Annotated in this window: 20 protein-coding genes; 7 read left to right on the top strand and 13 right to left on the bottom strand. The window is 57.6% G+C overall.

The features are described from left to right. Positions 1-43: 43 nt before the first annotated feature. Positions 44-718, bottom strand: coding sequence for an ArdC family protein (locus tag IT41_RS13875; RefSeq protein ID WP_425320057.1), 675 nt, complete (start codon positions 716-718; stop codon positions 44-46). Positions 719-1070: 352 nt separating this feature from the next. Here IT41_RS13875 and IT41_RS21635 point away from each other — a divergent pair, with 352 nt between their 5' ends. Both IT41_RS21635 and IT41_RS13870 read left to right on the top strand, forming a co-directional pair. Continuing rightward, complete coding sequence (locus tag IT41_RS21635) at positions 1071-1247, top strand: hypothetical protein (protein ID WP_175496432.1); 177 nt, start codon at positions 1071-1073, stop codon at positions 1245-1247. Next, positions 1244-3697, top strand: coding sequence for an AAA family ATPase (locus IT41_RS13870; protein WP_036742443.1), 2454 nt, complete (start codon positions 1244-1246; stop codon positions 3695-3697). Before IT41_RS21635 ends, IT41_RS13870 begins: the two co-directional genes overlap by 4 nt. 117 nt (positions 3698-3814) lie before the next feature. Here IT41_RS13870 and IT41_RS13865 read toward each other — a convergent pair whose 3' ends face one another. The 4 genes from IT41_RS13865 to IT41_RS13850 are packed head-to-tail and all read right to left on the bottom strand — an operon-like array spanning position 3815 to position 6661. Then, positions 3815-5089, bottom strand: coding sequence for a three-Cys-motif partner protein TcmP (locus IT41_RS13865; RefSeq protein WP_036742441.1), 1275 nt, complete (start codon positions 5087-5089; stop codon positions 3815-3817). Between the two features lie 22 nt (positions 5090-5111). After that, the gene (locus tag IT41_RS13860; RefSeq protein ID WP_036742438.1) at positions 5112-5894 is read right to left on the bottom strand and encodes a phage Gp37/Gp68 family protein; all 783 of its coding nucleotides are present in this window, start codon (positions 5892-5894) and stop codon (positions 5112-5114) included. 36 nt (positions 5895-5930) lie between these two features. After that, on the bottom strand, positions 5931-6362 hold the full coding sequence (locus tag IT41_RS13855) for a type II toxin-antitoxin system VapC family toxin (RefSeq protein WP_036742435.1): 432 nt from the start codon (positions 6360-6362) through the stop codon (positions 5931-5933). Further along, entirely contained in the window at positions 6359-6661 is a 303-nt protein-coding gene (locus IT41_RS13850) for a hypothetical protein (RefSeq protein WP_036742432.1), read from the bottom strand. The genes IT41_RS13855 and IT41_RS13850 overlap by 4 nt, the downstream gene beginning before the upstream one ends. 292 nt (positions 6662-6953) lie before the next feature. On the opposite strand from IT41_RS13850, the gene IT41_RS13845 reads away from it, so the two are divergent. Together IT41_RS13845 and IT41_RS13840 are read left to right on the top strand one after the other, a co-directional pair. Then, positions 6954-7145, top strand: coding sequence for a hypothetical protein (locus IT41_RS13845; protein WP_217642792.1), 192 nt, complete (start codon positions 6954-6956; stop codon positions 7143-7145). A 19-nt stretch (positions 7146-7164) separates the two neighbouring features. After that, positions 7165-8829 carry a recombinase family protein gene (locus tag IT41_RS13840; RefSeq protein ID WP_036742426.1) on the top strand — a complete coding sequence of 555 codons (1665 nt, stop codon included), beginning with the start codon at positions 7165-7167 and terminating at the stop codon, positions 8827-8829. Positions 8830-8898: 69 nt separating this feature from the next. Here the strand turns inward: IT41_RS13840 and IT41_RS20090 are convergent, their stop codons facing one another. After that, positions 8899-10029, bottom strand: a complete 1131-nt coding sequence (locus tag IT41_RS20090; RefSeq protein WP_081967566.1) for a phospholipase D-like domain-containing protein — start codon at positions 10027-10029, stop codon at positions 8899-8901. Between the two features lie 89 nt (positions 10030-10118). On the opposite strand from IT41_RS20090, the gene IT41_RS20800 reads away from it, so the two are divergent. The 3 genes from IT41_RS20800 to IT41_RS20085 all read left to right on the top strand — a co-directional run bounded on the left by IT41_RS20800 (position 10119) and on the right by IT41_RS20085 (position 13293). Continuing rightward, positions 10119-10490, top strand: a complete 372-nt coding sequence (locus IT41_RS20800; protein WP_139221721.1) for a hypothetical protein — start codon at positions 10119-10121, stop codon at positions 10488-10490. A gap of 203 nt (positions 10491-10693) precedes the next feature. Continuing rightward, the gene (locus IT41_RS20795; RefSeq protein ID WP_139221720.1) at positions 10694-12430 is read left to right on the top strand and encodes an N-6 DNA methylase; all 1737 of its coding nucleotides are present in this window, start codon (positions 10694-10696) and stop codon (positions 12428-12430) included. Further along, positions 12427-13293 carry a site-specific DNA-methyltransferase gene (locus tag IT41_RS20085; RefSeq protein WP_074948152.1) on the top strand — a complete coding sequence of 289 codons (867 nt, stop codon included), beginning with the start codon at positions 12427-12429 and terminating at the stop codon, positions 13291-13293. Before IT41_RS20795 ends, IT41_RS20085 begins: the two co-directional genes overlap by 4 nt. Positions 13294-13331: 38 nt before the next feature. On the opposite strand, the gene IT41_RS20790 is transcribed toward IT41_RS20085, so the two are convergent. The 7 genes from IT41_RS20790 to trbL form a co-directional block, all read right to left on the bottom strand. Beyond that, positions 13332-14438 carry a hypothetical protein gene (locus IT41_RS20790; protein WP_139221719.1) on the bottom strand — a complete coding sequence of 369 codons (1107 nt, stop codon included), beginning with the start codon at positions 14436-14438 and terminating at the stop codon, positions 13332-13334. Further along, positions 14435-15280: a hypothetical protein gene (locus tag IT41_RS20785; RefSeq protein ID WP_139221718.1), complete on the bottom strand. Its 846-nt coding sequence runs from the start codon at positions 15278-15280 to the stop codon at positions 14435-14437. The genes IT41_RS20790 and IT41_RS20785 overlap by 4 nt, the downstream gene beginning before the upstream one ends. Positions 15281-15427: 147 nt before the next feature. Further along, a complete protein-coding gene (locus IT41_RS13825) occupies positions 15428-15673 on the bottom strand; it encodes a DUF2274 domain-containing protein (RefSeq protein ID WP_036742420.1) in 246 nt (81 codons plus the stop codon). Between the two features lie 2 nt (positions 15674-15675). Further along, positions 15676-16809 carry a TraB/TrbI/VirB10 family type IV secretion system protein gene (locus IT41_RS13820; protein ID WP_036742417.1) on the bottom strand — a complete coding sequence of 378 codons (1134 nt, stop codon included), beginning with the start codon at positions 16807-16809 and terminating at the stop codon, positions 15676-15678. Beyond that, positions 16806-17819: a P-type conjugative transfer protein TrbG gene (gene trbG / locus IT41_RS13815; RefSeq protein WP_036742415.1), complete on the bottom strand. Its 1014-nt coding sequence runs from the start codon at positions 17817-17819 to the stop codon at positions 16806-16808. Before trbG ends, IT41_RS13820 begins: the two co-directional genes overlap by 4 nt. Further along, on the bottom strand, positions 17816-18505 hold the full coding sequence (trbF, locus tag IT41_RS13810) for a conjugal transfer protein TrbF (protein ID WP_036742412.1): 690 nt from the start codon (positions 18503-18505) through the stop codon (positions 17816-17818). The genes trbG and trbF overlap by 4 nt, the downstream gene beginning before the upstream one ends. Then, the gene (gene trbL / locus IT41_RS13805) at positions 18502-19863 is read right to left on the bottom strand and encodes a P-type conjugative transfer protein TrbL (RefSeq protein ID WP_036742410.1); all 1362 of its coding nucleotides are present in this window, start codon (positions 19861-19863) and stop codon (positions 18502-18504) included. The genes trbF and trbL overlap by 4 nt, the downstream gene beginning before the upstream one ends. Positions 19864-19865: the final 2 nt, after the last annotated feature.

The following is a 19865-nucleotide window of genomic DNA, read 5'->3' as shown; positions in this document are numbered from 1 at the left end:
AACCGAATTCCTCAGCTCCCTTGAGTTTCGTTTGGGCGTCGGTTTATGCCGAGCGCAAAGAGGACTTTGGCCTGCAATTACAGCAGAGCGCTTGCGAAGTCGGCATAATCCCACTTCCGGCATAATGACCGAGTTCGTGCAGAGCCGTCCGGTGCCAGTTGATGGGCTCGAAATACGCTTGGGGCGGCGGGACCATCACATAGTCCTGGGACGGGACGTAGAAGGCCCGGTTGCCGCCGATGCGGAAATCGACGCCGGTTGCCTTGATGAGCGCTTCAACCCTCGGCTCGATCAGGCCGGGCGGTGGCGGCGGCGCGACGGTGGCGATGTCGTCGGGCAGCCCGTCGCATTGCGCCACGTTGAAGACCGTAAAGCGCTTCAGGAATGGAACGGCATGCGCTTCCTCGCCGGTCTCGCGGGCGCGGCGCTTCTCGTCTTCCGGCGTGAATCGGTCGGCATAGACGACCGTGATGCCGTGCTCGCCCTTGCGGACATGGCCGCCGAGCGAAAGCGCCTGCCGGAACGTGAGCCAGCCCTGGCAGGGAAAGCCGTGCTCGATGACGGCGCCCCAGAGGATGAGCACGTTGATGCCGCTGTAGCTGCGGGAGGTGGCGGCGTTTTTCGGCAGGCCGAGCGGCGCCTTGGCAGCCGACGTGCCCCAGGGCTGCACCCACGGGATGCGGCCGACCTCCAGCTCGGCGATGATTTTGGTGGTGATTTCGTCATAGAGGGTCGTCCGGTCCGAGCCGGAGCGAACGCTGCGATCATGTCTGGAGATCGCGGTTCTCCGCGACGGGCGCCGGAAGCCTCTCCTCCGGTCTTCAACCCGTCACGGCGAACCCCGTCCGCACTCTCACTCTAAGGGGGCTTTGCGGGGTCTCCCCGCAGAAGGGGGTGTGCCGGCGAACCCGGCGCCGGCCAGGGGGAAGGCTTTCCCCCGCAAAATCGCAAACCCGCAAATACGGATATCAGGGTTTCAGAAGCTAGACCCGCTGCACGTTTCGAGCTTCCCGCGAAGCTACTTTGCGCTACAATTGGGTGCCGATTCTGCGGGCAATACATGGGGCTACATGGTAACGCTGCAACAGGACATTGCGAAGAAGTTCATTTCAGCTCTTGAGGAGGGGAAAGAACTCGATTCCGACAAGGTTGAAGAGATCAGGAAGCTGCTGTCGGACGATAAGAAGATCAAGGCTGACGACTTCGTAAAAATCTTCTCGACGCCGGTTGGCGGTGATGTGAAGTGATCAAACTCGAAACCGCTCACGTCGAAGAGTTCCGCGGAATTCGCAAGCTCGACATCAACTTCGGAAAGGGAACCTTCGCGATCTCCGGCCCTAATGGGACCGGCAAGAGCGGTGTCATTGACGCGATAGAGTTCGGCCTTACCGGAGAGATCGGGCGTCTGACTGGGCGGGGTACGAAAAGCCTTTCGGTTTCAGAGCACGGCCCGCATGTCGACAAGGTGAAGTTCCCGGACGCTGCCTTCGTCGAGTTGAGGGTTTTCATTTCCGCTCTCGGCAAGTCGGCGACGATCACGCGGAAGGTATCTGCTCCAGGCAAGCCGAAGATTGTGCCTCCCGACGCAGATGTGAAAGCGGCACTCGCCGAGATCGCGGATCATCCGGAAATCACGCTCGCACGGCGTGACATTCTTCGTTTCATTCTGGTGGAGCCGACAAAACGCTCGGAGGAAATCCAGGCGATTCTGAAGCTGGACGGCATCGGACAGACTCGCGCCGCGCTCAATACCGCGCAGAATAAGCTACAGACCGGATTCAAGGCTGCAACAAGCCAAGTGCAGTCAAGCCGCGATACGTTGCAGCGGCATCTACAGATCACTACGTTCGGCGCCGCGGAGTTGCTGGCCTCGGTCAACCCAAAGCGAGAATCGCTTGGCCTGCCAAAGATCGAAACGCTGACATCCGACACGCAGATCGATGCAGGTCTTTCCGACGCCGACAAGCTGCCTGAGTTCAACAAGCAATCCGCACTGCGTGATCTCCAGGCGTTGTCGGATATGCTCGGCTCCCTTGCGGACATGGGGAAGGAGGAAGCAGCGGCAATCCTTTCCGGCATCGCGACGCTGGAGGGCGATCCCGCCCTGCTCCAAGCTTTGCAGCGGCGTTCGCTGGTGGAAAAGGGGCTTGAACTTGTCGATGGACCCGAGTGCCCGCTATGCGATCACCCTTGGCCTGACGAGAACCATCTGCTCGCACACCTCAAGGCCAAGCTCTCAAAATCCGAGGACGCCGGCAAACTGCAGACATCTCTTCTTTCGAACGGCGGCAACCTCGCCGCCCATGCGGAAAACTTGCTCGGCCTTCTCAGGCAGGCTCTGAGGATCGCAAAAGGGGAAGACGACGCGGCCGGAGCCGATATCATAACCGCATGGGGGACTGACCTTCAGGAGTTGAAGGGGCAACTTGGGAATTTCGACGGGCTGATCGGTTTGAAAGAGCGGTTGGGCAGTGGATGGCCCAAAATGCCTGAAGCTATTCCTTTTAGGCTTGCCGCCCTCACGGCCAAGGTCGACGCGAAACCTGACCAGAGCGCGGCCATCGAAGCGCAGACGTTTCTCACGACAGCGCAGCTTCGCCTCAATGACTACCGCGACGCCATGCGGAGGAACGAGGCTGCGAAGGCCGCCAGCAATGCGGCTAAGGCAACCTACGAGGCCTATTGTCGCGTCATGGAACAGGAGCTGAATGCTCTCTATGACGACGTTCAGGACGATTTCAGCACGTTCTACCGTCTGATCAATGAGGACGATGAGGCGAAGTTCACGGCGAAGCTGACACCCAGCGAGGGGCGGCTCGATTTCGACGTGAATTTCTACGAGCGCGGTCTTTTCCCGCCCGGCGCTTATCACAGCGAGGGGCATCAAGACGGCATGGGGGTATGTCTTTACCTCGCCTTGATGAAGCGCCTTTTCGCGAAAAGCTTCACGATCGCACTGCTGGACGATGTGGTGATGTCCGTCGACTCGGGTCATCGCTACCAGTTTTGCAAGTTGCTGAAAACGCATTTCCCCGACACGCAGTTCATCATAACGACGCATGATCGCCTATGGGCGGAGCAAATGAAGTCAGCGGGGCTTGTTACCGCAAAGACGTCGCTGGCGTTCCATAGCTGGACTGTGGACACAGGCCCGCTTGTCGAGTCAAACGCGGATATCTGGGATGAGATCGCTACCGCTCTCGCCAAGGGTAAGGTCGAGACAGCCGCCCACGGGCTACGGCACCATCTGGAATACGCATCACGCCAGCTCGCGGACCAACTTGGCGCGCGGCCGATTTTTCGGGCGGATGGTAACTATGACCTCGGCGAATTGCTACCCAACGTCCTCTCGCGCGCGAAGGATGTCTATGGAAAGGCCGCTGATGCAGCTCAGTCGTGGGGCAATGCCGCCGCAAAGGAAGCCGCGCTTGAGCGCAAGGCAACACTCTCCAGCTCTAGCGGGGCGAGCAATGTCGAGCAGTGGGCTGTCAACAAGGCCGTGCATTACAATGAGTGGGCCAACTTCGGGAAGAAGGATTTCGAGCCTGTGGTGACGGCGTTCAAGGAATTGCTGGAGTGTCTGCGGTGCAAGGACTGCCAATCGTGGTTATACGTGTCTCCGCGGGGTGGTTCTCCTGATTCTCTGCGTTGCCAATGCAGCACCGTGAGCCTGAATCTCAAGGCAAAACCAAAGTGACCCTGAACGCCGATGAAACGGCCAACTCTGATGCGTTTCACAAGGGGGTAGCAACTCCGACAGGTATACTGAAGATTGATGTTTACCGTCTCGCGACAGACGCAATCCGGAGCTAGGTCAGTTCTTACCCTTTATTCCCTTCCGGTTCGAACTCGCACTTAGAAACATTGGAAAAAAGCTACGCTGGTTTTTCACTTTGATGATGTCGTCGGCCGCGATCGTATTCGCCTTTCGTCGTTCACCGCCGGCGGGCGTAATTACCTCAAGATCCGGATTCTCGATGATTGCGGCATGAACATCATCAGCATGGGCCGGTGTTATGTTGTAGATGCTCTCATAGAACTCCATAACGGACATGGCGTCTCCCGCGTCGCTCACCAGGCGGGGAATGTCTCCCATGAGCTGCTCCTTGGCAGAGGCTCGTCCATTATTATCGAACAGGTATAGTCTGCCTTCGTCATCACGCGGATCGTAGGAGAGCATGTTGAGACCCGAGCGGCCAAAATGCGCTTGGAGGGTCGCGTTGTCATGGAGGATATTATTGTAAACCTGCCGTGCTCGGCAGGCATTGGCGAAATGAATAAACCAATAGCGCCAGCCATCAGGATTGTTGATCGAGAACGGGCTCACAAATGGCGCACATCGATGGAAGACCTCGAAGACCATCTTCTCCGCCGTTCCGAGCCAGTCGTTCTTGCTCATAAGGTCGTTCCGGGACGTGATGTCGGTGCCCTTGATACCAAGGTAATCAAGCCGCTTCGTTAGCTGGTCCGGCTGGTCCTTCTTGAGGAAGGCCAACAAAGAGCTGATCATGAAGGTGTAGAAAATCTCCGCCGATGCATACGAGCGCATGATGTCAATAATCGTTTCGCGATTGACGTGACTGTCACCGCACTGGTCGAGATTAAACAGGACATTTTTATATCGGCCCTGTTCAAGAAGGCCCTTGATCCGGGTATAGGCGACTTCAAAGAACTCGTTGAGGTATTCGACGCGCAGATGCAGCCTCGGGCACGTTGCGGCGATGTCAGCCTGCATCGGCGCGACATGCCCCTTCAGAAGCTCGACGGCATCAAGGCTGGCGTCGTTGAAGATCAGCAGGCATTCGACCTCAATGATGCCGAGGCCCTGCACCGTGCGATGAGTGTTCACTGCTTCCACTGCGCGCTTCAATTCTTCGATGAAGATCAACGGCGAGCCAGGGGAGCCGCACTGGTAGCGGCCACCGCCTGCGAAACCGTCGACGATAGCAAGCCGAAAGCGTTCGCGCTGGGGAAGCTTGCAGCGAACAGTCAGATAGTCGAAGACGTATTCACGCAGGATCTTATGCTTGCGTTTGGAGTGGTCTTCCAGTTTTGCGCCATCCGGCCATTCGTACTGTTTCCTCGTCATTTCGCCCCCAAGTCCCCTGTTCTTATGCGGCCGGCTGAGGCGCTATCGGCATCTCATCCCAAGTTCGGCCTCGATACTCGCGTCCGTTTGCCTTTTTGGACCGCTTTTTGTTGTCCTTGCCCCATGTACCCCACTGCTTGAAGAAGAACGCCGTCCCTGCCGTTTGGCAATTGGTGTAGATTTCATCGATCCATTCTTCACGGATGGGACGAGCGGATTTCCCACTTTCACCGCCGACGATTGCCCAATGGATTTCACTGAGGTCGACGGTGCCGACGGCGTCGATCAGAGGCTCGAATGATATGAAGCGGATCGCAGCAGGCGCTTTCCGCAGATGCTCGATCCGTTCGGCTACAGCAGCGTTTTCGATGCTGGTCCCGAGCCACACGTTGGGCAGAACCTCGCCTATCTTGCTGGCCACCAGATCGGCCATCCTCTCTGGCCGTTTCGTGAGTATCTGATAGTTGTGGTGCGGCGTCTCGCGCATGATTTGCCATACATCGAGAATGAAGTCGTCGCTGACCTGTTCGTGGAACAGATCGCTCATGGAATTGACGAAGATCTTGCGCGGCTTGCGCCACCGAAGTGGTATGGATAACGCCTCGCGGTCTTCGCGCACCACCCCGTTCCAAACGGTGCGTCGGCCAGTCTTGCGGGTCAGCCCCGCATATTTCTCGACGCCCATCGCCTCCAGGCGCTTGGCCATTTCCATTGCATAGCAGTGCGTGCAGCCGGCCGTTACAATCGAACACCCGGCGACAGGATTCCAGGTGGCGTCGGTCCACTCGATCTGGGTTTCAGCCACATTTTCCTCCCGAGCATTTTGCTCTCTGCCGCAGCATCAAACGAAGCCTCGCATGGGGTTGATGAACTGGATACCGGCGAAGTCCTTTTCGTTGTCCGTGATCACGACGCAATCGTTTGCGCCTGCCGTCGCCGCGATGATCATGTCGAGCCCACTGCGAGGGCGTCCAGCGGCCTTGCCGTCCGCCATCAATCGCGACCAGATCAACCCGGCCTTGTCGTCGAATGGCAGTATGCGCCCCGCAAAAAGAGCCTGCGGTCCCTCCGGTCCTGTGAACCACGTATCGAGAGCTTCTCGTTTCTTGCCACGTGGCTTTTCTAAAATGCCGCGGCGTATTTCAGCTATAGTCAGAGACGCGACGAACAGGTCTTGATCGCTCTGCTCGCTCCACCATGCCAGCAGCGATTCCGAGGGCTGCGGCTTGACGATGTTACTGATGATGTTGGTGTCAAGGAGATAGCGCGTCACAGATCGACCCGTCGCCCTTCCTCGCGCGGGCGCGACAGATCGAGATCGGCGCCGACCAAAGGCGAGCGGCGCAGGGCCGACAGAATGCCGCTGGATTTCGAAGGCTCACCCGAAACAAGAGCCCTCACCGTCTGTCGGGCTTGCTCTGCCTCTGGTCCTTCTTCGGCCAGTTGACGGGCGAGCGATCGGATTAGATCGCGATCGGATTCCAGCGCAAGAACCTCAAAGCGCTTGAAGCCGCGCTGTGTCAGGCGCGCCCGGTAATTCTCGATCGCTCTCTTCTGCGCAGCGTTGCTCATGGCTGGCCTCCGTGGTATATCCTGACATATAGCCGATTTCTGCGTTGCAAACAAGGGATGTCAGCGATGCCCCTGGACGCTCACCATAGAGCAGTAATGCACGAGAATACTGCGCGTTCACGTCAGTATTTTCCATATGCAGTAGCACGAAGGAGTGCGCCGCGCTTCGCCGATGCCGCCGGGGGCATGCTTTCCGCCGCCCAATATACGCGCGTTATTTCAATTGCTTATGCTGCTCTTCGGGTGAATGCTTGGATGTATGACTTTACGATCAACCCAATCACCGGCGAAGATGACAAGGAACGAGCGCGAAGAGTTGCTCGAATCCCTGCTCATCGACGAGCCGGACCTGACCTTTACGCCGAGGGGCGATCCCGATCCGCGGCTTTTGCGTCTGGTCGACTTTCTGGCGCGACAGGCAGCACGGGAATGCTACGCAGAAGAAGTCAAGATGACGAGGCGACGGGGGAAGCGCACCTCCTGATGCCGAAAGGAGAGGTGCATTGAAGGTCGCGATCTACGCCCGCTATTCCTCCGACAATCAACGCGACGCCTCGATCGCCGACCAGTTCCGCATGTGCCGCCTTCATGCCGAGAAGCAGGGCTGGCAGATCGTCGAGGAATATTCCGACCACGCAATCTCCGGCTCGTCGCTGCTCCGCCCCGGCATCCAGGCCCTGATTTCCGACGCGACACGCGGGCGCTTCAACCTGATCCTCGCCGAAGCCATGGATCGGCTTTCACGCGATCAGGAGGACATAGCGGGCCTCTTCAAGCGCATGTCCTATTCGGGCGTGAAGATGTTCACCCTCTCCGAGGGTGAAGTCTCGCATCTGCATGTCGGCCTGAAAGGCACGATGAACGCGCTGTTCCTCAAGGATCTGGCCGACAAGACCCGGCGCGGGCAACGCGGCCGGGTCGAGGCGGGCAAGTCGGGCGGCGGCAACTCCTACGGCTATGACGTGGTGAAGAAGCTGGACGCTAACGGCGAACCGATCCGCGGCCATCGCACGATCAACGAAGCTCAAGCCGAGGTCGTGCGCCGCATCTTCCGCGACTATGCCGCCGGCAAGTCGGCCAAGACCATCGCCTTCTCCCTGAACAGGGATGGCATTGCCGCCCCGTCTGGCGGCGATTGGGGCTTCAGCACGATCAACGGCAATCCGAAGCGTGGCAACGGCATCCTCAACAACGAGATGTATGTGGGCAAGATCGTCTGGAACCGTCAGCGCTTCGTCAAAGACCCGGATACCGGCAAGCGGCAGGCCCGGCCCAACCCGGAATCCGAATGGGTCATTCAGGAAGCGCCGGAACTGCGCATCCTCGATGACGATCTCTGGAACGCCGTGAAGGCGAGACAGGGCGAGAACCGCACCGAACGCGACGAAAGCGGCATTGCCGATGTCCGGAAGATGAACCATCGGCGCCGGCCAAAATATCTGTTCTCTGGACTGACCAAATGCGCCTGCTGCGGTGGCGGTTATTCCGCGATCTCGGCGACGCTGATCGGCTGCTCGACAGCGCGCAACAAGGGCACCTGCGACAACCGGGTGAACATCCGCCGCGACGAGTTGGAGGCGCGCGTTCTGAACGCCCTGCGTACCAAACTTGTCGATCCCGAGATGTTCGCTCGCTTCTGCGAGGTATTCACACAGGAGATGAATCGCCTACGCATGGAAGGCCGTGCGGGCATTGCCTCGGCGGAAGCCGAGATCGAAAAGACCGAGCGCGAACTGGCGAAGCTATTGACCGCCATTAAGGCTGGCGGGCCGATTGAAGCCATCGTAGAGGACATGAAGCGGCTGGAAGCTCGGAAATCGGAGCTGAGGACGTTCCTGGCCGAGGCCGAGGAACCCCCTCCCCTGCTGCACCCTTCAATGGCGCTCCAATACCGCAAGCGGGTCCAGCAGCTCTATGAAGCCCTGCAGGACGAAGAAGAAGAGAAGCGGATCGAGGCGGCGGACATCCTTCGCTCGCTGGTGGACCAGATCGTTCTGACCCCCGTGGACGGCAAGGTGGAGATCGACGTTCAGGGCGATCTCGCTGGAATCCTTATGATTTCCGCACAAACGAAAAACCCCGCCGGAGGGCGGGGTGGATCACAAGTAAAGATGGTTGCGGGGGCACGCAACTACCGATACCGACATTCACTTGAAGTCACGATTTGAGACATATGCATCACGTACCTACCTTCTCTAAAACCGCAGCATCTGTTATATGCACCGTCCATCAGTGTGTTAATCAAATCTATAAAGCGTGACACCGTTGGTCGCCTCTTCGATACTCTTTCCTGCAGCGCGGTTCCGCGCTGCACCACGAGAATCTATAGTCAGAGGAGGATCTGACCGGAGGCCATCGATAACGAATGCGAACACCGCTCTTCCATCCGGCTGCGCTGTGTCGAAGAATTCGGCAAGAACCTTTTGGCCAATCAACTCCAGCTTGAGGATCGCATCACCCTTGGGAGAAATCGCCTCAATTTTGTATGTGTTTGCAACATCAGGCCTGCGCTCTGGAAATGTCGGACTTATAAGTCGCTCTGTCCGGGAATGACGGTCTATAACTGTGAAGGGACCGTCGAGCCCCTGAAGTCCAAGTCGGCGCCTAACCTCACGAGCAACCGGTAAAGGAATTTGCCCCTGCGTGCCCCGGGCAAGACGTAATTTCACGAACACGCGCTTCCAATCCGCCGGCGGAGCACTCTCAGTAGGCTCTATAATTCCCGGCAATGGAACATGAGAGGAAATTCGCCTAGCAGGTGCCGCAAGAGAAGCAAATAGCGCTGCACCTCGCGGCCTTCGACGGACTGCGGCAGCCGCTTTACCTCTCAATCTCGCCTCAGCGTCAATATAACCTGCGGCAAGAAGCTGATCCAAAAATCCGCGATCTAGCTGCCGCACTAAGCCGCTAGATTCATCCGTGATTTCGCCCATGTAGTCATCAAGCGAACGCTCTAATTGTCCGCCTATAGCATCGCACAAAAATCCGGACAACTCTTCGTTTTGCGTTAAGCCTGCGCCGGTTAGATTGTTCGATCCAATTAGAACTCTAAATTCAGAGGTCGTTCGGAAAGCGTAAAGTTTAGGATGAAAAATTGGGCCTGCTTCATTATGTCGAACCCAGACCCGCACATCACCGCGTAGCTCTAGAAGCATAGCCAAGCCTTCGAGCGAGGTGTTGTCGCGATCAATTCCAGCTACGATGCGCAAGCTACCACCGCGACCAAGCAACTCCGTCAAGTGCTCCCAAAGAAGTCCAACACCTGAAGCGCGCACCCAAGCCGTAGCAATAATTCCAGAATCAGATTGAGCTATTTCACGTAAAAGCGTGTCAACAAAAGCTCTACCATGGAGTTGAGGAATCAGCATTGATGAACTCTCCAAGCGCCACAACAGAATACGGCCTAGGTTGACACCTCATAATGAGTCGTGCCATACACCTCATCATGAGGTGTAAAGTGCAACCGAATCACGAAGACATTGGCAAAATAGCCTTCCACGGATACGTTCCCAATGAAACCCACGATAGATTTGAACGTTACCGCAGCGGCCTAGGGCTGACCAGTGCGTCAGCTCTAGTCGCACTGCTTATTGTCAGAGAAATCGAGTTGAAGCGCCTTACTTCCACTGGATGGCAGAACGGCTCTGATCCACGAACCTCTAAAGTCACGACATATGTACCGACTCCACAGGCAGTTCTTTTCAAGGGGCATGCAGGCGGTCTAGGCCGTTCCGTATCGGACTGCGTCGCCGAGCTTGTAGAACGTGAGGTCGAAGAACGCTGGCTGCATTCCGCCCTGCGCCAGCAGTTTAAGGAACCTGTTCTGTGACGGCTATAGATCACGTTGCGGCGCCCCGTGCAGGGCGATCGCTAGAAGGGATTGTGTCTCCCCTGCGTCAGCATGTGCTCGACGCGGTTACTGCGGCGTGCACGATTGTGGGACCATGTCCACCATGGATCATAGCAGCCTCGGCCAACGACCTGGTCGCATCATCCGATACGTCAAGGGCCGCTTGGGCACAGGTGGCAGTAATGCTTGTCGATGTCGTTCGCTCTGGATTGCCTCCTGATATGGAGCGAGCGGCAGCATGGTTCGGCATTGAACACGATAACGCAGACTGGTCCACAGTCGAAGCCGCACTTTGTCCGCTGACTAAAACTTCCAACCTGGCTGATCTACTACCTTACCTGCTAGACACCTACGGGCGGACAACCCGACTGGATGTAATGCGGGATACATCACGTGCGGGAAGTCGGGCAAAACGTAAAAAAGTCGGCTCATTTTACACGCCCCAAGATGTAGCAGACTTCATGGTCCAGTCGATTGCATCTGGATCGAACGATTCCGAGGCAGACACAGAGTGGTGGCTCGACCCTGCCGTGGGAAGCGGTGTCTTTCTCGTCGCTGCCCTTCGACGACATCTTGCCAACACAAACACCGATGGAGTGAAATTTGCCACGAAGCGGCTCTCTGGCTTCGATATATCACCCCAAGCCTGCGATTTCACTGCGTTTGCTATCCTCGGGAAAATATCTGCTGCGTTGCAAGCACCCCTGGACGTTTGGATGGAGATCAGAGGACACCTAATAGCGCTTGATGCAACCGGATCGGAAAGAGAAAGGGACGGCAGGAGCCTTCGTGAAATGCTGCCCGAGCTTCGCGGTCCAATGCGATTAATATGCAATCCGCCTTATGCAAGTTCTGGCTCGAGTGAGGCATTAATGGCAGATGGTCGCTCTACTGGAACGCTATATCTTCCATTTGTCGAGATGTCGTGGCGGCTGGCGTCTGAACCAAGAGACGCAGCTTGTCTCGTTGTCCCACTCGCGCTAGGCGCTAATCGCTCCGCTGATCATCGTCGTTGCCGTATCGGAATGGCAGCAGCTGGAGGCGAATGGACATTGCTATTTTTTGACAGACAGCCACACGCGCTCTTTGGCGAAGAAGCAAAAACACGGGCAACTATAGCAATACGGCGTCCCGGTTCAGTATCAACAATGATTCGAACCAGCCGGATGCTGAAATGGACAAGCCGTCAGCGGCCGAATATCTTTACAGAAGAACGCACTGTTGGCTTAGACGACATCCCTATTGGTAGGCTGGTGCCAAAACTCGGCGGAGCTGGCGAGGTCGCTCTGTATCGAGCACTGCAATCTCACATGCTCCCTGCCGGCGTCCGGCCACAACCTACAAAAGCAAGCGCCGCCGAAATTGTCGGCAACGCTCTCACTCCAGACGTCTTCGTCGCGGGCACCGCATACAACTTTCTCAATATATTCCGCAACTACCCCGACCAACTCAGCTGGCGCGGCACATTAAGCGCAAGCGGTATTCACCGCCTGCCCTGCGGCGACATGGAGGAAGCCGACGCAGTTCTCGCCATTCTCGCCTCTCGCATCACATTTTGGCTGTGGCACGTCGAATGCGATGGCTTCCACGTCCCGGCATGGTTCTTATCTGAACTACCGCTACTCAACGTTCGGATGAACAACAGTGTCAAAATGAAACTGGCGTCGCTCGGTCGTGAGATTTGGGATGGACTTCAGAAAGATGTGATCTGCAGTTCAAATAGAGATCGCTTAACCTTCGCATTTCGGCCCACTCTCATTTCAGCTCTTCGTGATGAGGTCGATGCGCTTTTGGTGAACGAAATCGGCGCTGAATTCGCCGCATGCGAAATGCTGCGGCACTTCGAAAATCAAGTCGTGTCGATTGACGGGACTGTTCGTCTCTCACGGCCAAACAAAGAAAACGGAATACAACTATGAAGACGCCACCCGACATTAAAGCGCTCAGCCAGCTTACAAAAGAAGAATGGAAAGAGTATACAAAAACAGTCTGGAGTATTGCCAATGTCTCGCATGACATTCACCCAGCTACATTCCCCGTTGAAATACCTAAGCGTCTCACGAAGCTGTTCAGTTTTTGGGGAGAAACGGTGCTCGACCCTTTCGGAGGAGTGGGATCAACTGCTGTGGCAGCGATTAGGGAGGGGCGTCGGGCAATTTGCGTTGACCAAAATAAAGACTTCGTCGAAGAGATTAAGCAACGTGTAAGTCGAGAAAACCTAGACTCTTCGCTCCTAGAAGCTAGACATGGAGATTCACGCGACCTGTCGGAGATTAAAGATGGTAGTGTTGATTTAATCGTCACAAGCCCACCTTACTGGGACAAGGCCAACTACGGCGGCCGCGCAAGCGACATAGGCACGGCCGGTACCTACGTTGACTTCCTAGCAGAACTTCGGAATGTTTTTGAGGAATGTTTTCGCGTCTTGAAACCGGGACGCAAGCTATGCGTCGTTACCGCCAACGTAAACCAGATGACGGATCATGGTCTACTGACCTTTCCAATCAGTACAGACATTGGTCTTATGCTGCGGGAAATAGGTCTTGTCATGATTAACGAGGTCATATGGTCAAAAGACGGCACAGGTGGACGATGGGGGTCAGCCAACGGCCAGCGGCCAATTTTTGGTAGCTATCCTTACCCACCTAACTTTCTTTTCAAGAACATCCACGAGTATATCATCATCTTTGCCAAGCCAGGGCCGTCAAAATCCAAGGGCGCAAAGGTTCGCGAATACAAGTCGCTAATGACGTTGTCGCCACAGGTGAACCATAAAGAATAGATTTGATCGCCGCAAAAGTGTCTCTCTCAAGAGAACCATCACGGTTGCAGGAGGCGCCACCACGTTGCGCCTCCCTGAGTTTTTAGTGTGCTACCGTCGTGGAGCCCCTCCTCCAGTAAATTAGCGATACGACGACCGTTTACTGAGGATGAGTCATACACCTCGAACGCAATACTATCGGGAAAACGCTCAAAACGGGCGACAGGATCGGACATTTTGGCTATCTCCGGCAGTTGTAACTTCATAGTATTCCGAACCCCATCAGCCATGGACAAGGTCATCGTGCGCGTGCGTCCCGTTTTAGCATCACGTAAATCTCGCTCTCCGCCGAAGAACCCGTCGAATACGCGAAGTGGTATTTGCGTTTGTGTACGACCGCGACCATGCCTGAGCCGCATCACCATCACATGAGAAGGCTTTATGTCGCTCTCTGAGGCTGCGGCCTGCGAAACAGAATCTAATATGACTTCCAGCCGCCACCCTAATTCTTCTACGGCGAAAGCAAGATCTGGAAGGTCATCGGCTGCAAACTCCGCCACGCTAGGCGCTTTAAGTTCAAGAACACTTTTCCGTTGTACCAGAAGCATTTTCCGCAAAATGGCGTGAGCCTTTGCCGCCATCGAGGGCTCTCTAAAATGTCGTGCCAGATCACGGCGTGCCACCCGAGTAAGATAGCTATTTAATCTCCAATTATCCGCTCTTTTAGCGCCCCATGACCTTTCTAACCACTCATGTACCAGCGCAGCACAACGTGCAGCCTCACCGCGGCTCGCCCCCTCGGCCAACGAGAAGAGAGTAAGGGGCGCTGTCCGCTCCATCTCTCCGTGCTCAGGTTCCGTGCTCTCCCATAGCTCGGCCCTGGTACCGACATGGACTACATCGTCCCAGACAAAAACATCGACCCAAACCGTGCCGATGGTTGCGATGCGGTGTAGTGAGACGTCGAGAGTGATAGGCGACGTCGCAGAATAGACTTCAAAGTCGTGGATATCCGTAGTGGGGTCTCCGGGTCTGGACGGCACGGCTACGTGTAGAGCATTCGCCGAAACTGATGACCCGAAAAGGGGCAATGCAAGACCGTGATCGGCCAAAAGCTCGTAGGCGAGCAAAGTCATTGAGGGAGAAGAATCTTTCTGAGCGCTCATGCTGCTCTCGCTTCGCAATGGCATCTCAACGTTTGTTCGATAATATCCGCAAACGAATCTGGCGTCTCGTTGGGACTCCAGTCATAGGTTGTAAATTCGATATTCAACTTCTGAATAGCCTCGAGGAATGCGGTGTTTTTGCCATTCGGGTCTTCCAAGAGCTGAGTCGGGAAGATGAGCAACCGACCGTGACCCTGCCTTAGATCGATAGATTGCCCATATGCGAACTCAATTGCAGATGCCCTGCGGTCAGGCTTTTCACGCCCCACTGAGGCAAGAGAAGCAATGCGTATCCAGCTTTGCGCAACAGATCGCCACTGAGGAATCGCGCCAGCCAACCCAGTTCTTATCTTTGCGTCAAGATATTCATCTGGACCAACAAATGCCCATTCAATGTGACGCACCGCAGAATCAAGATTGGGCTCAAGCTCATAGTCATCAATGTATATCGACGGGTCCACAACCTCATCATAGAAGCCCGACATGTAGGCACCGGTATCGAAGGGATATACGTGGTAAGGGGGCGGCAGGGCTGCGGGCGACAACACGATTACAAAAGGGAAGAAATTCAACTGATCATTTTTTTCGTCACCACGCCCGAAACGATAAGCCGGCCTACTAAGGAAGAAGTATACAAGTTCCTTTCCAAAAACACTGCAACGGCGCTTTTCCAGATTACCTGTATCCACGATACGCCTCCCCCAACCAACCGATGTTACGTGAACAAGATCAGGTGGAGAAATCGATAAATTCGGATGAGCTGCTTTAGCGAGCTCAACAAGTTCGCGGTTGACGGGAATGCCACGGGGCCTTCTTCTTACGTCTGCTCCCATACCGGTCACTGCTCCCTTCCCTATGAAGATACCTCGCGCCATAATAGTTCGCTTGGACGATGAATTATATATCGAAACAGAGAGATAAAGCAAAGTAACTATACTTACAAATATGAAACTACAGCGCTGACGGAACATCCTACTAAGTGCATATTTTCATTGCACTCTACACCCTTCCTCTGCCCGTCCTGCCCGTCGGGCCTTGGCGAAGCCGCGATCAGTGGCGATGAACCGCTCCAGCATCGGCACGATAAGCCTGACGGGATCGACGGCAGGCTCACCACTTTCGCGGGCCAGAAGCTCTGCATAAGCGGTGAGATCACGATGCAGTTGCCCGGACAGTTCCACCGTCACCTTCACGGGCTTGTCCTCGGTGAGCGGTCCAAGTTTCAGCTTTGCCATGGTCAATTTCTGTAAGGTTCGAGTACGAGATCTCGGGTGACGATGACCCTGACTGGATAACCCGGCCGGATGGTCAGTGTCGGCGCGACTTGCAACTGACGCTGGACGATCTGCTGTCCGGCCTGATTGATCGTATCCTGCGCCCCGTCACGGATGGCGCGGATCAGACGGTCCTCGTCATCGGCTGCAAGCTCGGTGCCAATGCCGAGCAGCGTGGACAGGCCTGCGGCCTTCATGAGGTCCCACCAGTGGTAATCGACGCCATCCTCAAGACCGGCATAACCGGCAGCATCCGCACCGGGCTGGCGCTCCAGCACGATGGATCGGCCATTGGGCAGGGTCAGACGGTTCCAGACGAGGAGTACGCGGCGCTGGCCGAAGGTCACGCCTGCATCGTACTGGCCGATGATGCGCGTTCCCTGAGGTATCAACAGCAGCGCGCCGGTCGGGCTGTCATAGACGTTTTCCGTTACCTGCGCGGTGATCTGGCCAGGAAGGTCGGATCGGATGCCTGTAATCATCGCCGCCGGTATCACAGCCCCGGCCTGAAGGATGTAAGGCGATGCAGGTGCCATGATGCGGTCCAGGGCGACCGTCTGTCGGTCGACCGGGCCATTCAGGAAAGCCGTATGCCGGTCCTGTGTTGCTGGCTGGGCACCGAGGTCAAGCCCTGCAATGCCCGGCACACCGGACCCCGGTGTCGCTGCCGTTCTCTGGCCAGATTGGAAGAATACCGTGCTCAGGCGTGCGGCCTCTTCCTCGGCAAGACGGCGCTCTTCGGCAGGGTCTCGGGCTGGCGCCGCCATAGCGGGCGGCGTGACAGGCTGGCCCCGGTTCTGCGCATCGAGGATCGGGCCGCCGAGATCGCCTGGCAAAGCAGGTCCCAGGACGGGTCCGGTGTAGTCGCGTGGCAGGCCGGACAAGCCGTCCGCTGTCGGCCGATTTTCTGTCGAGTAGAGTTCTTCGGCATTTCCGCTCATGTCGCGGGTCTGGAGCGCGTAGATCAATGCGCCGCCAATGCCGAGCAGTGCGACAGCGCCAGCACCGGCCAACATCTTCCGTGACAGGCGGGTAACGCGAGGCGGTTCGGCCCGCAGTCGCATCGGAGCCGCGGTAGTGGTTGTATCTTCACTCATGACGGCTGCTCCCCGGTTTGCGTGGACTGGGCCGCCTGCCGTTGTTCTGTGCGGACAATTCTCACGGTCTGCTGGCGATCGCCGCTGCCAAGGCGCAGCTCGGCAGCACCGAAGAGGCGATCCACAATCAGGATGTTCTGGTGAATGCGGCTGTTGACGATCTGAGGTTCCCCGTCGGACCCAATGACGAAGATCGGTGGCATTTCGCCTTGCACGATGCCCCGCGGGAAGACGACATAAACGCGGCGGCCATCATCGAAGATGGAAATGGGGCGCCATGGCGGGGTGTCGCCCGTCAGGCCATAGCGATAGTTGCGTTCCGCCTCTGCCGGTATGATGGGTGCTGCGGGAACGTTCTGACGCGGACCCGCAGGCAGCGCAGGATAGGACCAGGACACAGACGGCATGTAGAGCGCCTCACGGGCCCGTAATTCGATCATGTAGGTGCGCCGGTCGGTCGTGACGACGAGATTGGTCGAGATGTCGGACCGAGAGGGCTTCACAAGTATATGGACGCGGCGCGTTGTTCCTGATCCGCTCTCGGTGTCGCCGATGATCCAGCGGGCGGTGTCGCCTGCCGCAATCGGTCCCGCGCCGGTCAGGCTCTCTCCCGGCTCCAGCGCGATATTGGTGATCTGGCCTGGCGCGGCATAGACTTGATAGAGCGCGCCTTCCGACCAGGGATAGATCTGGATGGCGTTATAGTAGCCCTCGCGGCGCGGTTCGACGCGGGCAGCGGCGTTGGCATTCTCGACGCGTCCTGCCGGCGTTCCGGCAGCGGTGCCGCCGCGTGCTACTGTCCATGCGGGCGGCGTGCGCAATGGCCGGGGCCGGTCGTCGGTGACGGCGGCCTGCACCACGGGCAGTGCGGGAACATCGGCATCATAGCTGAACTGTGGCGTGCGGTTGGTTGCGCAACCGGCCAGCATGGTCGCCGACAGGAATAGAGCCGCCAATGAGTATTTACGGAAAACCGGAAAGCCGGCGTTGCGGACCATCATGCGGGTCATTGGCTCATCTCCCGCGACCATGAGATGGCATTGACATAGATACCCAGCGGATTGGCGCGCAGCCGTTCAGCGTCGCGCGGCGTCTGGATCACGATGGTCAGGATGGCGGTCCAGCGTTCGGTGCTGGAGAGCTGGCCGTTTTCGTAATGGCGCTCCGTCCAGGCGACACGAAAACTGTCAGTTGAGGCGCGGATCACCGACGACACCTCAACAGCAACCTGCTGGCGCCCAACTTTCGTGAACGGATCGTTGGACCGAGCATAATCATTGAGCGTTGCCGCACCCCGATCCGTCGTGAACTCGTAGGCACGGAGCCAATTTTGCCGGACGATGATGGCGTCGGCGGGGATCGAGCGCGTCTGCTCGATGAAGCGGCCGAGATGAAAAGCGATCTGCGGATCTGTCGGCCGATAGTCGGCGACGGCCGGGGCAACGGTTTGCGATTGCCCGAGATTGTCGACCTGTACCACCCAAGGCACGACCGTCCCGCGCGCCGATTGCCAGACAAGGGCGGAGGCGAAGCCCGCCGACAGGATCAGTGAGCCGAATGCCATGATGCGCCAGTTCTTCGCCTGCACACGCGCCGAACCTATGCGCTCGTCCCACGCCTGGACGGCCTTCTGGTACGGGGTCTCGGGTTCAGGCGATTTGCCGTAATGGGTCGACGGGCGTCTGAAGATGTTCATAAGCGATCACTTTCGGAGATGTTGACGGAAGAGCCGCTGCCGTGGCTGTCGCCGGCACGGACGGCATGGGCGGCCATGGTGGTGCCGTGATTGAGAGCCTGACGGCGGTGCATCTGCTGCGCCCATGCCGGCGGGCCTCCCGCCGGAGCGGTGGGCGCGGTGGAAGCGGCGGCGCTCGCACCGCCTATTGTGCCCTGCGTCGTCGATCCTCCGGTGACGCCTAGCCCGGCGCGGGCGCCATCGGAGAAGCTGCTTTTGACACTTTCTGCTGCTTTCGATGTGGCACGCTTCAACGGCGAGACGGCGGCGGAACCTGCGGCACGGGCAACGCCGCCCAGACCGGAGGCGACACCTGCGGCGCCTGACTGACCAAGCGAACCGACACTGTAGGCAGCGCTCGCCGCACCTGCGGCGGCTGCACCACCCCGGACGGCAGCGGCTCCACCGGAGAGCGCCGCAGCTCCTCCCTTTGCGGCCATGCCTGCGGCGGCACCCCCGGCAAGCATCATGCCGCCTGCGGCAAGGCCGGTTCCAACGGCTGCGCCTGCACCAAGCTGCGGGCCGCCGGAAACCAGACCCGAAGCAATGCCGGGACCGAAGATGCCGAGACCAAGTAGCGACAGCGCAGCGAGCACGATAGCCATGGCGTCGTCGATCGTCGGCGTCACGCCGCCGAAACCTGCGGTGAACTGTGAAAACAGGGTGGAGCCGATGCCGATAATGACGGCCAGCACCAGAACCTTGATGCCGCTTGAGACGACATTGCCCAGCACCCGCTCTGCCATGAAGGCGGTTTTGCCGAAGAGGCCGAACGGGATCAGCACGAAGCCCGCCAGCGTGGTCAGCTTGAACTCGATCAAGGTGACGAAGAGCTGCACAGCAAGAATGAAGAAGGCGAGCAGCACCAGCACCCAGGCGAACATCAGGCAGGCGATCTGGATGAAGTTTTCGAAGAACGACCAGTAGCCCATCATGTCGGAGATGGATTCGAGCAGAGGGCGGCCGGCATCGAGGCCGGTCTGTGCGACCTTGCCGGGTCGTAGCAGATCAGTGGCGGAGAAACCGGTGCCTGACCCTTTCAGGCCCAGACCCGCGAAACTGTCGAAGATGATCTGGGCAAGATTGTTCCAGTTGCCGATCAGGTAGGCGAAGACCCCCACGAAGAGCGTCTTCTTGACCAGCCGGGCGATGATGTCGTCATCGGCACCCCAGCTCCAGAACAGCGCCGCTAGAGTCACATCGATGACGATCAGCGTGGTGGCGATGAAGGCGACTTCCCCGCCAAGCAGACCAAAGCCGCTGTCGATATAGCTGGTAAATACGCCGAGGAAATTATCGATAACGCCGGTGCCGCCCATGG

The organism is Paracoccus halophilus (assembly GCF_000763905.1).
Lineage (GTDB): Bacteria > Pseudomonadota > Alphaproteobacteria > Rhodobacterales > Rhodobacteraceae > Paracoccus > Paracoccus halophilus.
This window is presented reverse-complemented; position numbering and strand designations above follow the sequence as displayed.

Excerpts from the sequence above, each read along its gene's own strand:
- IT41_RS21635 (WP_175496432.1), top strand. The coding sequence starts at position 1,071 with ATGGTAACGCTGCAACAGGACATTGCGAAGAAGTTCATTTCAGCTCTT.
- IT41_RS13865 (WP_036742441.1), bottom strand. The coding sequence starts at position 5,089 with ATGACGAGGAAACAGTACGAATGGCCGGATGGCGCAAAACTGGAAGAC.
- IT41_RS13850 (WP_036742432.1), bottom strand. The coding sequence starts at position 6,661 with ATGAGCAACGCTGCGCAGAAGAGAGCGATCGAGAATTACCGGGCGCGC.
- IT41_RS13845 (WP_217642792.1), top strand. The coding sequence starts at position 6,954 with ATGACAAGGAACGAGCGCGAAGAGTTGCTCGAATCCCTGCTCATCGAC.
- IT41_RS20090 (WP_081967566.1), bottom strand. The coding sequence starts at position 10,029 with ATGCTGATTCCTCAACTCCATGGTAGAGCTTTTGTTGACACGCTTTTA.
- IT41_RS20795 (WP_139221720.1), top strand. The coding sequence starts at position 10,694 with ATGCTTGTCGATGTCGTTCGCTCTGGATTGCCTCCTGATATGGAGCGA.
- IT41_RS20085 (WP_074948152.1), top strand. The coding sequence starts at position 12,427 with ATGAAGACGCCACCCGACATTAAAGCGCTCAGCCAGCTTACAAAAGAA.
- IT41_RS20790 (WP_139221719.1), bottom strand. The coding sequence starts at position 14,438 with ATGAGCGCTCAGAAAGATTCTTCTCCCTCAATGACTTTGCTCGCCTAC.
- IT41_RS13825 (WP_036742420.1), bottom strand. The coding sequence starts at position 15,673 with ATGGCAAAGCTGAAACTTGGACCGCTCACCGAGGACAAGCCCGTGAAG.
- IT41_RS13820 (WP_036742417.1), bottom strand. The coding sequence starts at position 16,809 with ATGAGTGAAGATACAACCACTACCGCGGCTCCGATGCGACTGCGGGCC.
- trbG (WP_036742415.1), bottom strand. The coding sequence starts at position 17,819 with ATGACCCGCATGATGGTCCGCAACGCCGGCTTTCCGGTTTTCCGTAAA.
- trbF (WP_036742412.1), bottom strand. The coding sequence starts at position 18,505 with ATGAACATCTTCAGACGCCCGTCGACCCATTACGGCAAATCGCCTGAA.
- trbL (WP_036742410.1), bottom strand. The coding sequence starts at position 19,863 with ATGGGCGGCACCGGCGTTATCGATAATTTCCTCGGCGTATTTACCAGC.